This is a genomic window from Allobosea sp. 47.2.35, assembly GCF_024655635.1.
Taxonomy (GTDB): Bacteria; Pseudomonadota; Alphaproteobacteria; order Rhizobiales; family Beijerinckiaceae; genus Allobosea.
This window is the reverse complement of sequence record NZ_JANLGI010000018.1, coordinates 43,884-57,276: the sequence shown is the minus strand read 5'-3', so window position 1 is coordinate 57,276 and position 13,393 is coordinate 43,884. Positions and strand designations below refer to the sequence as shown.

Below are 13,393 nucleotides of genomic sequence, written 5' to 3'. Positions count from 1 at the left end.
TATTCCGATGACGGTCCCGCATCTGCGCAGCAGCACTGGCGTGCCGCAGCGCGTGCGGGAAGACCGCCCTTATCCAACCGAGCCTTCGAGCGAGATCGTGATCAGCTTCTGCGCCTCGACGGCGAATTCCATCGGGAGCTGCTGCAGCACCTCCTTGACGAAGCCGTTGACGATCAGCGCCACCGCCTCCTCCTCGGAGAGGCCGCGCTGCTGGCAGTAGAACATCTGGTCCTCGCCGATCTTCGACGTGGTCGCCTCGTGCTCGAAGATCGCGGTCGCAGTCTTGGCCTCGATATAGGGGATGGTGTGCGCGCCGCACTGGTCGCCGATCAAAAGCGAGTCGCAGTTGGTGAAGTTGCGCGCGCCGGTCGCCTTGCGGTGGGCCGAGACGATGCCGCGATAGGTCGAGTCCGACTTGCCGGCGGCGATGCCCTTGGCGATGATCTTCGAGGTCGTGTTCTTGCCGAGATGCAGCATCTTAGTGCCGCTATCGACCTGCTGCATGCCGTTCGACACCGCGATCGAGTAGAACTCGCCGCGCGAGCCGTCGCCGCGCAGGATGCAGGACGGGTACTTCCAGGTGATCGCCGAGCCGGTCTCGACCTGCGTCCACGAAATCTTCGAGTTCTTGCCGCGGCAGTCGCCGCGCTTGGTCACGAAGTTGTAGATGCCGCCCTTGCCCTCGGCATCGCCGGGGAACCAGTTCTGCACGGTCGAGTACTTGATCTCGGCATCATCCAGCGCGATCAGCTCGACCACCGCGGCGTGGAGCTGGTTCTCGTCGCGCTTCGGCGCCGTGCAGCCTTCGAGATAGCTGACATAGGCGCCCTCGTCGGCGATGATCAGCGTGCGCTCGAACTGTCCGGTATTCTGCTCGTTGATGCGGAAATAGGTCGACAGCTCCATCGGGCAGCGCACGCCCTTGGGGATGTAGACGAAGGAGCCATCGGTGAAGACCGCGCTGTTCAGCGTCGCGAAATAGTTGTCCGTCACCGGAACGACCGTCGCGAGGTACTTCTTCACCAGCTCGGGATGCTCCTGGATCGCCTCGGAGATCGAGCAGAAGATCACGCCGGCCTGCGCCAGTTCCTTCTTGAAGGTCGTGACCACCGAGACCGAGTCGAACACCGCATCGACGGCGACGCGGTTCTCAGGAGCGACGCCAGCCAGGATTTCCTGCTCGCGCAGCGGGATGCCGAGCTTCTTGTAGGTATCCAGAATGGCCGGATCGACCTCGTCGAGCGATTTCGGCGAGGCGCCCTTCTTCGGCGCCGCGTAATAGTACAGGTCCTGGTAGTCGATCGGCGGATAGTTGACGCGCGACCAGGTCGGCTCCGTCATGGTCTTCCAGCGGCGGAAGGCGTCGAGCCGCCATTCCAGCATCCATTCCGGCTCGTTCTTGCGCGCCGAGATATAGCGGACCGTGTCCTCTGTGAGGCCCTTGGCCGGCTTCTCGACCTCCAGCTCCGTGACGAAGCCGTATTTGTACTCGGTCACGTCGATCGACTTGACCTGATCGATGGTCTCCTGGACCGCTGCCATTTCTCAGTCTCCAGTGCGGGTTCAAGGCCCGCCGGTTTGGTCTTCGTGTTGCGAAACGCGTCAGGCGGCAGCCCGGGCGCCCCGATCGACTTGCGCGGCCACGAGCTTTTCGTAGGCCGCGAGAAAGAGATCGATATCCGCCTCGGAGGTGGTCCATCCGAGCGAGGCCCGCAAGGCCCCTGCGCTCATGGCGGGGTCGATTTTCATCGCATCGAGCACATGCGAGCGCTTGACCTTGCCCGAAGAGCAGGCCGAGCCAGAAGATAGCGCGGCACCGGCGATGTCGAGCTTGATCAGCACGGTCTCGGCCTTGAGGCCCGGCGTGGCGAAGGCACTGGTATTGGGCAGGCGTTGCGCGGACCGGGCGAAGATCATCGTCTCCGGTGACAGCGCAGCAAGCCCGGCTTCCAGACGGTCGCGCAATCTGGAAAGCCGCTCAGCCTCGTCAGCCAGAACCTTGCTAGCGATCTCGGCCGCCGCGCCGAAGCCGATGATTCCCGGCAGGTTTTCGGTTCCGGCTCGCCAGCCACGCTCCTGCCCGCCACCACGCATCGGCTTGTCGGCGAGTTCGAGCGCGCCCGTGCGGAACACGATCGCGCCGATGCCCTTCGGCCCGCCGATCTTGTGCGCCGAGAGGGTCAGCACGTCAGCGCCGAGCGCCGCGATATCGATGGCGATCTTGCCGGCAGCCTGCACTGCATCACTATGCATGAGCCCGCCACGGCGATGCACGATCGTTGCCGCCTCGGCGACAGGCTGGATCACGCCGGTCTCGTTATTGGCGAGATGGATCGAGACGAGCGCGCGGACGCCGGGGTTTTCGGCGACGAAACGCGCCAGCCGCCCGTCGAGCCAGACGAGGTCGACGAGGCCATTGCCGTCGACCGGGATCGCCTCGACGGCGTTGGCCGGGAACCGATGTCCCTCGCGCACGCAGGCATGCTCGGTCGCGCTGTGAAGCAGAAGCGTCGCGGGCGTGCGCACGCAGTCGCGGCCGCCGTCGCAATCCATCAGACCGGGCGACAGCACCGCGACATTCGCTTCCGTGCCACCGCTGGTGAAGACGACATTCGAGGCCTTGGCACCGACGAGCCTCGCGACCTGCTCGCGCGCCCGCTCCATGGCGGCCCGCGCGGCGCGTCCCTCGCCGTGGACGGAGGACGGATTGCCCGGCAGCGTCAGCGCATGCGCGACCGCTTCCACCACCTCCGGCCGCACCGGGGTCGTGGCATTATGGTCGAGATAGGCGCGTCCCGCCGTCACGATCCTGCCTGCTCCATCCTCGTCATTGCCGGTCACCGATACGAAATGCTTGAAATCGCACCTGTGCGCCGTGCTATAGCCGCCCATCCGAACCGGCCGGAACGGTCGAAACGCGGTTCGCCAGTGCGATCCACCGTTTTGTTCTCGACTTGTTCACGGCTGTTAGAACTATTCTAAGCGCCCTTCATCTAGGGCGCGCATGGTGGCGCCGTCAAGGGTGGCCGGGTTTCGAGCAGGCATGCGCCCGCTTTCTGCCCGCCCGCGCCGGCGCTGCCGCAAGAAGCGGTGAGACGATGCCAGAGGTTATCTTCAACGGGCCCGCAGGCCGGATCGAGGGTCGCTACCAGCCCGCCAAGAAGCGGGGTGCGCCGCTCGCGATCATCCTGCACCCGCACCCGCAATTCGGCGGGACGATGAACAACCAGATCGTCTACAACCTGTTCTACACGTTCGTGAACCGCGGTTTCTCGGCGCTGCGCTTCAATTTCCGCGGCGTCGGCCGCAGCCAGGGCCATTTCGACCATGGCGCGGGCGAGCTTTCGGACGCGGCCGCCGCGCTCGACTGGATGCAGGCGCTCAATCCCGAAGCCAAGAGCTGCTGGATCTCCGGCGTCTCCTTCGGCGCCTGGATCGGCATGCAGCTGCTGATGCGCCGCCCGGAGATCGAGGGCTTCCTCTCCATCGCGGCGATGGCCAATCGCTACGACTTCTCGTTCCTGGCGCCCTGCCCGTCCTCGGGCCTGTTCGTCCATGGCTCCGAGGATCGCGTCGCCCCGGTCAAGGAAGTCATGGCGGTGATCGAGAAGGTGAAGACCCAGAAGGGCATCCAGATCGAGCATGCCGTCGTCGAGGGCGCGAACCACTTCTTCGACGGCCGCGTCGAGCAGCTCATGGAGCAGGTCGGCGTCTATCTCGACCGCAAGGTCGGCCCCGAAATCCTCAAGACCGAGCAGGAACAGGCCTGAGCCCCCGGCTCGATGCCATGACGGGCAGCGTCATCTGCGCTGCCCGTGCCTCCGCCATGATCCAGTCGCGAAACAGCCTGATCTTGCGCTCGCGCTGACGCTCCGTCGGATAGACGATCCAGTAGGCCCATTCGTCGGGAACGGCGTGCTCGACGGCGAAGACGAGCCGCCCGGCTGCGATGTCATAGGCAAACAGCTCCGGCACCGCCATCGCGACGCCATGCCCGCGCATCGCGGCCTGCACGCTCATCGCCTGCATTTCCAGCGACATCGACCGCCCGCCTTGCCGGGGCATGTCGAGGCCGAGATCGGCGAACCAGTCCTTCCACGCTTCCTCGTCGGCGCTCAGCAGCGGCGCCCGCAGCAGGTCCGCCGGCTCGCGCAATTGCAAGCGCTCGCGCAGCTCCGGCGAGCAGAGCGGCGCGTAATGGCAATCGAACAGCTTCTCCGCCGTGACGCCCGGCCATGAGCCCGGCCCATAGCGTACGGCCAGGTCGACGGCCTCGGTGGCGAAATCGACGAGATGCTGCGAGGTGCGGACCCTCACGGCGAATTGCGGGTTCTCCATCTGGAACTGAGCCAGCCTTGGCGAGAGCCAGGTGATCGCCATCGTCTGCAGTGAGGAGATCGTCAGGACCGTCTGGTTCTCCTCGCAGATATCGCGGAATACTGTCCCGATATCGTTGAGCGCCTTGCCGACGGGGCCGGCGAGCCGCTGACCGATCGGCGTCAGCACGACCTGGCGCGGCTGGCGCACGAAGAGGGGCGCCCCGACGCGATCCTCCAGCAATCTGATCTGATAGCTGACCGCCGCCTGCGTCATGCCGAGCTCTTCGGCGGCGCGGGTGAAGTTCTGGTGCCGCGCCGCAGCCTCGAAGACGCGGACCGCTGCAAGGGGCGGAAGCTTGGGCGGCGGCGGATGCGAGGGCATACTCAAGCATAAGCCTGCTTTATGGCAGGTGACAATCTTCCGCTTTGTCCCCGCGCCCGGTCTGGCCCAGATTCATCTCATGAAAGCGGGCGGTCGCGCCTGCCTCCGAGAGGATCACATCATGACCTGCGCTTCCCATGCGGGGCGGCTGGACACGTCCGGCAGCTCATCCCTTCTGCATGGCCTGTTCACGGCCTGGCAGCGCCATGCAGTCACCCTCCGCACGCAGCATCGTCTCGCGCGACTGGATGATCGCGCGCTCTGCGATCTCGGCCTGCCGCGCGATGCGGTGCAGCCTCCGCGCGCCCGCGACAATCCCGATCTCTGGCTCAACCGCCTTTCCGCGGGCGGTTGAGAGCGCCCTGGCCGCAAAAAAGCGGTTTCCCCTTTGCGGTCCGATGCTCTAGACGACGGCGGAACGACATTCAGCAGATCGCAAGCCGCCATGACCACCTACAAGTCCGATTTCCTGCGCGTGCTCGACGAGCGCGGCCTCATCCATCAGGTCTCCGATGCGGAGGGCCTCGATGCTCTGTGCCGGCAGGGAACGCAGACGGCCTATGTCGGCTATGACGCCACGGCGACCTCGATCCATATCGGCAACCTGATCTCGCTGACGATGCTCTACTGGTTCCAGGAGACCGGCCACCGCCCGATCACGCTGATGGGCGGCGGTACCTCCATGGTCGGCGACCCCTCCTTCCGCGACGACCAGCGCAAGCTGCTCACGGTCGAGGAGATCGCCACCAATATCGAGAGCATCAAGCGGGTCTTCAGCCGCATCCTGCGCTATGGCGACGGGCCGACCGACGCGATGATGGCGAACAATGCCGACTGGCTGCTGAAGCTGAACTATGTCGAGTTCCTGCGCGACGTCGGCCGGCATTTCTCGGTCAACCGCATGCTCTCCTTCGATTCGGTGAAACTCCGGCTCGACCGCGAGCAGTCGCTGTCCTTCCTCGAATTCAACTACATGATCATGCAGGGCTACGACTTCACGGAGCTCAACCGGCGCCATGGCTGCCGCCTGCAGATGGGCGGCTCCGACCAGTGGGGCAACATCATCAACGGCGTCGACCTCTCGCACCGGATGGGCGGGCCGCAGCTCTACTGCCTGACGACGCCGCTGCTGACGACCTCCTCCGGCGCCAAGATGGGCAAGACCGCCAATGGCGCGGTCTGGCTCAATGCCGATGTCTTCAGCCCCTATGATTTCTGGCAGTATTTCCGCAACACCGAGGACGCCGATGTCGGCCGCTTCCTCAAGGTGTTCACGCGCCTGCCGATGGACGAGATCGCCCGGCTCGCCGCGCTCGGCGGCGCCGAACTGAACGAGGCGAAGAAGATCCTCGCGACCGAAATCACCGCGATCGTGCATGGCCGCGAGGCTGCCGAGGCTGCGGCGGAGACGGCGCGCAAGACCTTCGAGGAAGGTGGCCTCGCCGCCGACCTGCCGAGCGTCGCGATCGCGCGCGCCGAGATCGAGCCCGGCGTCGGCGTGCTCACTGCCTTCGTCAAGGCGGGGCTGGTGCCCTCGACCGGCGAGGCTCGCCGTCAGGTCAAGGCCGGGGGCCTGCGCGTCAACGACATGGTCGTGACGGACGAGCGCGCCTTGCTCGGCCTGGGAGACCTGACGTCGGAAGGCGTGATCAAGCTCTCCTTCGGCAAGAAGAAGCACATCCTGCTGCGGCCGGAGTAAGCTCTCCGCCTGCCATCCCGCACGCGCTGCGGCACGAAGTGCTGCTGCGCAGATGCGGGACCGTCACCCGGAAAAGGTGCCTTCTCGTCGCGCGGTCCCGTGTCTGCGGCGCACCGCTACGCGCTGCACCGCGCACGGGATGATACATTTCAGCGCGGCTGGGTCTGCCGCGGCTGGACCGGCCGTTGCGCCGGCGCGCCGCCGAGCGGATCGACGAAGCGGCGCAGGATGCCGGGCGCCAGCGCCGAGAGCGGGTTGATCGACATGGTCGGCGCGCTGGCGGCGCCGGAAATCCGGAAATTCACCGCGAAGAGCCCGCCATACTGGCTGCCGCCGCCGAGCAGCGCGCCAACCACCGGCACCTGCGCGAACGCATTGTTGAAAGCATAGCCCGGCACGAAGGTGCCGCCGATATCGACGCGGTCGCGGCCGTAATCGACATGGCCCTGCAGCGTGAAGCCGACCTGCTGGCCCCAGATCACCATGTCCGAGACATCGAGTCGGCTGGCGGAGCGGGTGAACTCGGCCTTGAGCTTGGTGAAGGCGACCTCGCTGACATCGATCCGCTGCTCGGCTGCGTTGTCGCCCGCAAAGGCGCTCGACGACTGCGCGCCGACCACACGGCGAAGCGCGGGCTCGTCCCGGACCAGGAAATTGCGGAACAGCAGGTCTCCGCTCTGGTTCTCGCCCGGGCCCAGGGTCAGCAGGAGATCCCCGCCATGGGCCTTGTTGTAGAGATCGAGAAAGCGCAGCAACGAGCCACCATTCTCCGACTGGATGACGAGTTGCCCGCCCTCGCCCCGGCCGCCCTGCCGGGCGGAGACATCGGCCCGGCCGATCCGTCCCTGGAAATGGGCCGAGCGGATCTCGCCGCCGCGCTTGGCGAATTTCAGCGTGCCGTTGGTGATCGCCTCGTTGTTGAAGCCGGTCAGGATCGGCACGTCGAGATCGACGTCGTAGTCACCGCCCTTCCCGCCGGACTTGTCACCCTTGCCCGACGATCCCGGGCTTTGCAGATCCTTGATGAAGGGGCGCAGGTCCGCGACCGCACCGCGCACCGTCAGCTTGACGATGTTGCCGTCCCGCCTGGCATCGATCTTCAGGTTGTCACCGGGCGAGAGGCGGAACTGCGAGAAGCTCGCGCTGTCCAGCCCGTTCTGCTTGTTCAGCTCGATGCGCCCCTTAATCAAGGCCGAGCCGGCCTCGAGCGTGAAATCGTCGAGATCCGGGCCTTCCGGATCGGCCACATACGCGAATGAGACCTTGCCGGGCCTCCCCGCCGGCTTGCTCAGGCCGGGTACGACACCGTCGAGTGCGACCTTGGCAAGGTCGATCTCGACGCGCGGCGGCTGCTCCGGGCCCTTGCCGAGCGGCTTGACCACCCGCACCGGCAATGTCCCGGAAATGCCGCTATCGGCGCCAAAGCCACGACGCTGCCTCGCGGCTGCATCGAGCGCGAGCTGCAGGGTCGCCTCGCCCTGCCCCTTGCCGCTTTGCTTGAGTTCGACCTGCGCCTTGTCGCCGCCGACCCGCGCATCGCCACGCAGCAGCAGGCCGGCGCGATCGACATTCACGGCGAACATGCCGGCTTCGAGCTTCTCCGTGCCCAGGAGCGTATCGGAGGCGACATTCGCCAGGTTGCCCGCGCCGGTCACGACGACCTCGTCCGGCTTCAAGTCATCGGCGAGCGGCAGCGTGATGCCGACCTTCAGGTCGCTCGTGCCCTTGATCGCGGCCGGGTCGATCTTGCCGGGGCTGAAATCCTTCAGCGACGGAAACGCGAACAGCGCCGCCAGCGCATCCATCGAGCCGAGCGAACGGAAGCCGATCCGGGCCTGCGCACGGTGCACGTGGTAGTCCGGCATGGCGAAGCTGCCTTCGCTCAGCTGGAGCTGGCGGCCGCCGCCGATCTCCGCCGTCGCCTTGCCGATGGCGAGCTGGACGGTGCGCCCGCCGACACGCCCGGTCACGGTCGCATCGACCAGCGGCGGCAGGCCGGGATCGGGGAGATAGCGAACCCGGTCGGCATCGATCATCACGGAGAGTGCGGCATCCGGCATGCCTTCGCCCTTGACCAGGCGGGCATGGTCCTCGGGCGCGAGATCCAGATCGACCGAGAGCGACCTGAGGCGCCCCGCGGCGAGCTGCCGTCGCAGCGTGCCGTGCACGTCCGGCGAAGTGAAGCTCGGCCAGATCGCGAGCAGAGCACGCGCGTCGGAGTTCGTGGACTTGATCGCGAAGCGCTGGAGCGGCGAGCCGTTGATCCGCTGCACCAGGGCCGACAGGTCGACCGAGGCCAGAGGTCCGCGCAGCGAGGCTGAATCGATGGTGACCGCATTGTTGGCTGAATCGAGCTTGAGCGCAGCTTTGAGGCTGTCGATCTGGACCGGCGGATCATTGTCGATCCCGGCGAGCTGGCCGCTGGCATCGAGTGCGATGCGCCAGCCACCATTGTCCTCGCGCAACGAGCCTGTCGCCGTGAAATGTGTCGCGCCGGCCTTGATCTCGCCGCGGGTGATGTTGAGCTCGGAGAGGTCGGCACCGCTCGCGACTTCGAGATCCACCGAATCCAGCGCGAAGGACGAGATCGGAGCGTCGGGAAAGCGCAACGTGCCGGACCGGACACCGACCCGCGCCGTGATCGATTTCTTGCCGTCCGGGGATTGCCGCAGCGTCGCGCGGCCCTGCAGCGGCAGCCCCTCGACCCGGATACCGCCGGTGCCGAAGGCGAGCGCGACCGCCTCGGCGGGCTCGAAGCGCTGAATGTCGATGTCCGCGCGCTGCGTGCCGTCGGCCTCTGTCGACAGATCGACTGCCAGTTCCTTCCAGCGCTGTCCCGTGCGCCCCTTCATCGTCATCCGCGTGCCGCGCTCGGCGATGCGCGTCAGCCTGATCTCGACATCTTCCAGCCCAGCCTTCTGACGCCCGTCGGGATCGACCAGCGACAGCCGCGCCCCGTTCATGCCGGCTTCCTCGAGCGAGCCGAGAAAACCGTCGCCGCGCGCCAGTGTCGAGATCGCGCCCATGATGCCGGTGAAGGCATTCCACTGCGCGGCATCGGGCAGGGTCGGTTGGGGCGGTGTCTCGGCCGGCGCCGAATCGGCGTTGACCACGAGGGCGCCGTCCTTTGTGACGCCGAGACGAACATTGACGCCGCGCAGATCGACCGAGACCAGCCTGATGTCGCCGCGGAGCAGCGCCATCGGCGCATAGCCGAGGACTGCCTCGGGCGCGCGGATCACGGCGCCGCTGACATGCTGGAACGAGACCTGCCGGACCCGCAGCTGCGAATGCCCGTCGATGCGGCCGAGTTCGGCCGCGGCCGCGGTGACCTTCCAGTCCGGCCCGAGCCGCTCCTCGATGGCGGCCGTGATACGGCCTTCGAGGCCGGAGAGCGGGACGATGCCCGTGACCAGAAGCGTCGCCGCCGCACCGGCCAGCACCAGCACGGCAACGGTGACCGCGACGCAGATCGTGACGAGGCCCGCCTTGGCGCGCCGCTTCACGATCTCGACATCGCAGGCCTCGTCCGCGGGCAACGCCTTGCCGTGCCCTGCCGCCGCAGCCTTTGCTTCCTGATCCGACAAGATTCGCGTGGTCCTTTTCTGCGCCTGCATCGGTTCGCATCAGGGTGCGGCCGATCGCCCCTTGCCGCAATCCCGGAAGGCAGCATGCATGTCGATGCGGTCAGGCGAAGCGATTCGGCAATCCGGAAACGGAAACATCCGACGATTCGCCGGGCCTTGCCGTGAGCCGGCTTGCCACGCCGGGTCGCGGGCTCCATGCAGCGAGAAGGCGACGAAAGGAAGGCAGCGACCATGGCTTTGCAGGAAGGCGATCCGGCACCCGGCTTCACACTGCCGCGCGACGGCGGCGGCGAGGTCAGCCTCTCCGCGCTGCGCGGCCGCAAGGTCGTGCTCTATGCCTACCCCAAGGACAATACCCCGGCCTGCACGGAGGAGGCGATCGCCTTCAACCGCTTGCGCCGGGAATTCGCGGCCTGCGACACCGAAATCATCGGCGTTTCGCCGGATTCGGCGAAGAAGCATAGCAATTTCAAGAAGAAATACGAGCTCGACTTCCCCCTGCTGGCCGATGAGACGCAGGCGCTGGCGAACGCCTATGGCATCTGGGTCGAGAAGAGCATGTATGGTCGCAGTTATATGGGGGTCGAACGCTCGACCTTCCTGATCGATGTCGAGGGACGCCTTGCCCGGATCTGGCGCAAGGTGAAGGTTGCGGGCCATGCCGAGGAGGTTCTGGCGGCGGCGCAAGCGCTTTGAGGCCTTGAAGCATTGCCCGGGCGTTGCGCGGGGCGAAGTTTGCGAAAGATTAACCCTAACAATGTCTGATGACGGTATCGGCAGCGTGATTACCGGTACTGCGTATGCATCATCAGTCCCAGACAGCCCCCGCCCTCTCGACCGTTGGCCTGGTCTCCCACAAGACCTATACGGTGCGCCGCTCCACCATGCTCGCGGGGCTCGCCTGGCTGGCCCTGAGCACGGCCTGCAGCGGCGCCGCCGGCTGGTACATCCTCAGCAGCGATGACCTCGCCGCCCGGATGATCGCCCGCGAGACGACGCGCCAATATGCCTATGAGGACCGGATATCGGCGCTGCGGGCCGATATCGACCGCTATGCCAGCCGCGCCCTGCTCGATCAGGACGGCGTCGAATCCCGCGTCGACGAACTCGCGAGCCGGCAGGCCGAGCTCGAATCGCGCCAGTCTCTGGTCGCAGCCCTCACCGACACATTGCAGTCCAGCGGACTGATCCCGGCTGCAAAGCTCCCGCTGCGCTCGCAGGTCATCAAGCCCGGCGAACCGATCCGCGCCTCCGGCGTGACCAGCTTCGCCCCGATCTTGCCGAACAAGCCAACGCCCGCGCCCGAGACGCCACCGCTGCGCGGCGCCGATGGCGGCGGCTGGCAATCAGGAGAGGCTCCGGCCGAGCCGCCGGCCAAGCGGGTCGATGCCGCCCTGACCCGACTGGACGGTGCGATGGCGCGGAGTTCCGATGCCCAGCTCGCCGCGCTCAAGGACATGGACGAGACCCTCGCGGCGACGCAGAAGCGCCTGCGCAGCGCGCTCGCCGAAACCGGGCTCGATGCCGAGAAGCTTTCCGCGCCGGCCGTTGCCACGGGCGGCATGGGCGGGCCTTTCGTGCCAGTGAAGCTCGATAATTCGGCGGGACCTTTCGAGGCGACGTTGAACGCCCTCCAGCCGCGCGTCGCCTCGGTGATGCGGCTGCGTGGCTTGATCGAGCAGCTCCCCCTCGCCCGGCCGATGGCCGGCGACCACGACTTCACGTCGAATTACGGCTATCGCACCGACCCGTTCACGCGCGGCCTCGCCATGCATACCGGCGTCGATTTCAGGGCAGAGACCGGCTCGTCGATCATGGCGACCGCGCCGGGCAAGGTGGTCGTGGCCGAATATAACGGCGGCTACGGCAACATGGTCGAGGTCGAGCATGCCAACGGGCTGACGACCCGCTACGCCCATATGTCGGCGATCTCGGTCACGACCGGGCAGATGGTCAAGACCGGCACGGTGGTCGGCCGCGTCGGCTCCACCGGCCGTTCGACCGGCCCGCACCTGCACTACGAGACCCGCATCAACGACGAGCCGGTCGATCCCACCCGCTTCCTGCGCGCCGGCGGCAAGCTGCTCGCGAACGCGCTCTAAGAGACCCCCACAGAAACAAAGAAGGCCGCGCTTCGGGCGCGGCCTTCTTTGTTTTCGGCTTGATGGCCCGGACTAGTCGATGTCCTCGACTTCGACCTCGGTGCCATAGACGCGCTGGGCCAGCGATGCCTCCATGAAGGGATCGAGGGCACCGTCGAGCACCTCGGAGGGCGCCGTCGAGCTCACGCCCGTGCGCAGGTCCTTCACCAGCTGATAGGGCTGCAGCACATAGGAGCGGATCTGGTGGCCCCAGCCGATATCGGTCTTGGAGGCCTGCTCGGCATTGGCCTTCTCTTCGCGCTTCTTCAGCTCGACCTCGTAGAGACGGGCGCGCAACATGTCCCAGGCCTTGGCCCGGTTCTTGTGCTGGGAACGCTCCTGCTGGCAGGCCACCGCGATGCCGGACGGGATATGCGTGATGCGCACCGCCGAATCCGTCGTGTTGATGTGCTGCCCGCCAGCTCCCTGAGCGCGGTAGGTGTCGATGCGGCAGTCCGATTCCTTGACGTCGATGACGATGCGATCGTCGACGACGGGATAGACCCAGATTGAGGCGAAGGAGGTCTGCCGCCTGGCATTGGAGTCGAAGGGCGAGATGCGCACCAGACGGTGCACGCCCGATTCGGTCTTCAGCCAGCCATAGGCATTATGCCCCTTGAACTGGAGCGTCGCCGACTTGATGCCAGCCGTGTCGCCGTCCTGGTATTCGAGCGTCTCGACCTTGAACTTCCGCCGCTCGCCCCAGCGCCGGTACATGCGCAGGAGCATCTCGGCCCAGTCCTGGCTTTCGGTGCCGCCCGCGCCGGGATGGATTTCGACATAGGTGTCGAGCATGTCGGCCTCGCCGGAGAGCAAGGTCTCGACCTGGAGGCGCGCCGCTTCGTCCTGAACGGCCTTGATCGCCTGCTCGCCCTCGGTGACAGTGGCGTCGTCGCCCTCCATCTCGCCGAGTTCGATCAGCGTCAGCGCGTCGTCAAGCTCGCGCTCAAGCTTGGTGATGCCCTCGATCTGGGTCTCCAGCGAAGTGCGCTCGCGCATCAGCTTCTGCGCGGCTTCGGCATCGTTCCAGAAATCGGGTCCCTCCGAGAGGGCGTTGAGTTCCGCTAGGCGGCGCTGGGCTTGATCCCAGTCAAAGATGCCTCCTCAGCAGTCCGATCGACTGCTTGGCGTTATCGAGCTGCGTCTGGATTTCGGGGCGCATGATTCCGTCTGAACGTCCTTGTGAGCAAACTTGAAGGCTGAGATAGGGGCGAAAGGCCCGGCTGTAAACGCCGGAGGCGATATCGCCTCCCCATCGAGGCGGC

The 13,393-nt window shown here is 66.3% G+C and carries 10 protein-coding genes; 5 read left to right on the top strand and 5 right to left on the bottom strand.

Annotated elements, in window-relative coordinates; all coding sequences use genetic code 11:
• Positions 1–69: 69 nt before the first annotated feature.
• Entirely contained in the window at positions 70–1,542 is a 1,473-nt protein-coding gene (sufB, locus tag NUV79_RS19935; protein ID WP_257734811.1) for a Fe-S cluster assembly protein SufB, read from the bottom strand.
• 60 nt (positions 1,543–1,602) lie between these two features.
• Positions 1,603–2,808: a cysteine desulfurase family protein gene (locus NUV79_RS19930; protein ID WP_257734869.1), complete on the bottom strand. Its 1,206-nt coding sequence runs from the start codon at positions 2,806–2,808 to the stop codon at positions 1,603–1,605.
• A gap of 290 nt (positions 2,809–3,098) precedes the next feature.
• On the opposite strand from NUV79_RS19930, the gene NUV79_RS19925 reads away from it, so the two are divergent.
• A complete protein-coding gene (locus NUV79_RS19925; RefSeq protein ID WP_257734810.1) occupies positions 3,099–3,770 on the top strand; it encodes an alpha/beta hydrolase in 672 nt (223 codons plus the stop codon).
• Here the strand turns inward: NUV79_RS19925 and gcvA are convergent.
• Positions 3,745–4,701 (bottom strand): transcriptional regulator GcvA, encoded by a 957-nt coding sequence (gcvA, locus tag NUV79_RS19920; RefSeq protein ID WP_257734868.1) that lies wholly within the window; start codon positions 4,699–4,701, stop codon positions 3,745–3,747. The genes NUV79_RS19925 and gcvA overlap by 26 nt on opposite strands.
• Positions 4,702–4,822: 121 nt before the next feature.
• On the opposite strand from gcvA, the gene NUV79_RS19915 reads away from it, so the two are divergent.
• Complete coding sequence (locus tag NUV79_RS19915; protein ID WP_257734809.1) at positions 4,823–5,056, top strand: YjiS-like domain-containing protein; 234 nt, start codon at positions 4,823–4,825, stop codon at positions 5,054–5,056.
• Positions 5,057–5,146: 90 nt separating this feature from the next.
• A complete protein-coding gene (gene tyrS / locus NUV79_RS19910) occupies positions 5,147–6,400 on the top strand; it encodes a tyrosine--tRNA ligase (protein WP_257734808.1) in 1,254 nt (417 codons plus the stop codon).
• Between the two features lie 149 nt (positions 6,401–6,549).
• On the opposite strand, the gene NUV79_RS19905 is transcribed toward tyrS, so the two are convergent.
• Positions 6,550–9,987: an AsmA family protein gene (locus tag NUV79_RS19905; RefSeq protein ID WP_257734807.1), complete on the bottom strand. Its 3,438-nt coding sequence runs from the start codon at positions 9,985–9,987 to the stop codon at positions 6,550–6,552.
• 231 nt (positions 9,988–10,218) lie between these two features.
• Between NUV79_RS19905 and NUV79_RS19900 the strand changes: the two genes are divergently transcribed.
• Together NUV79_RS19900 and NUV79_RS19895 are read left to right on the top strand one after the other, a co-directional pair.
• On the top strand, positions 10,219–10,683 hold the full coding sequence (locus NUV79_RS19900; RefSeq protein WP_257734806.1) for a peroxiredoxin: 465 nt from the start codon (positions 10,219–10,221) through the stop codon (positions 10,681–10,683).
• 104 nt (positions 10,684–10,787) lie between these two features.
• A complete protein-coding gene (locus NUV79_RS19895; protein WP_257734805.1) occupies positions 10,788–12,089 on the top strand; it encodes a peptidoglycan DD-metalloendopeptidase family protein in 1,302 nt (433 codons plus the stop codon).
• Positions 12,090–12,161: 72 nt separating this feature from the next.
• On the opposite strand, the gene prfB is transcribed toward NUV79_RS19895, so the two are convergent.
• Positions 12,162–13,290 (bottom strand): peptide chain release factor 2 gene (gene prfB / locus NUV79_RS19890; RefSeq protein ID WP_257734804.1). Its coding sequence is split into 2 segments (ribosomal slippage): positions 12,162–13,220 and positions 13,222–13,290, totalling 1,128 coding nucleotides; the frame shifts between segments, so codons are not numbered across the junction.
• Positions 13,291–13,393: the final 103 nt, after the last annotated feature.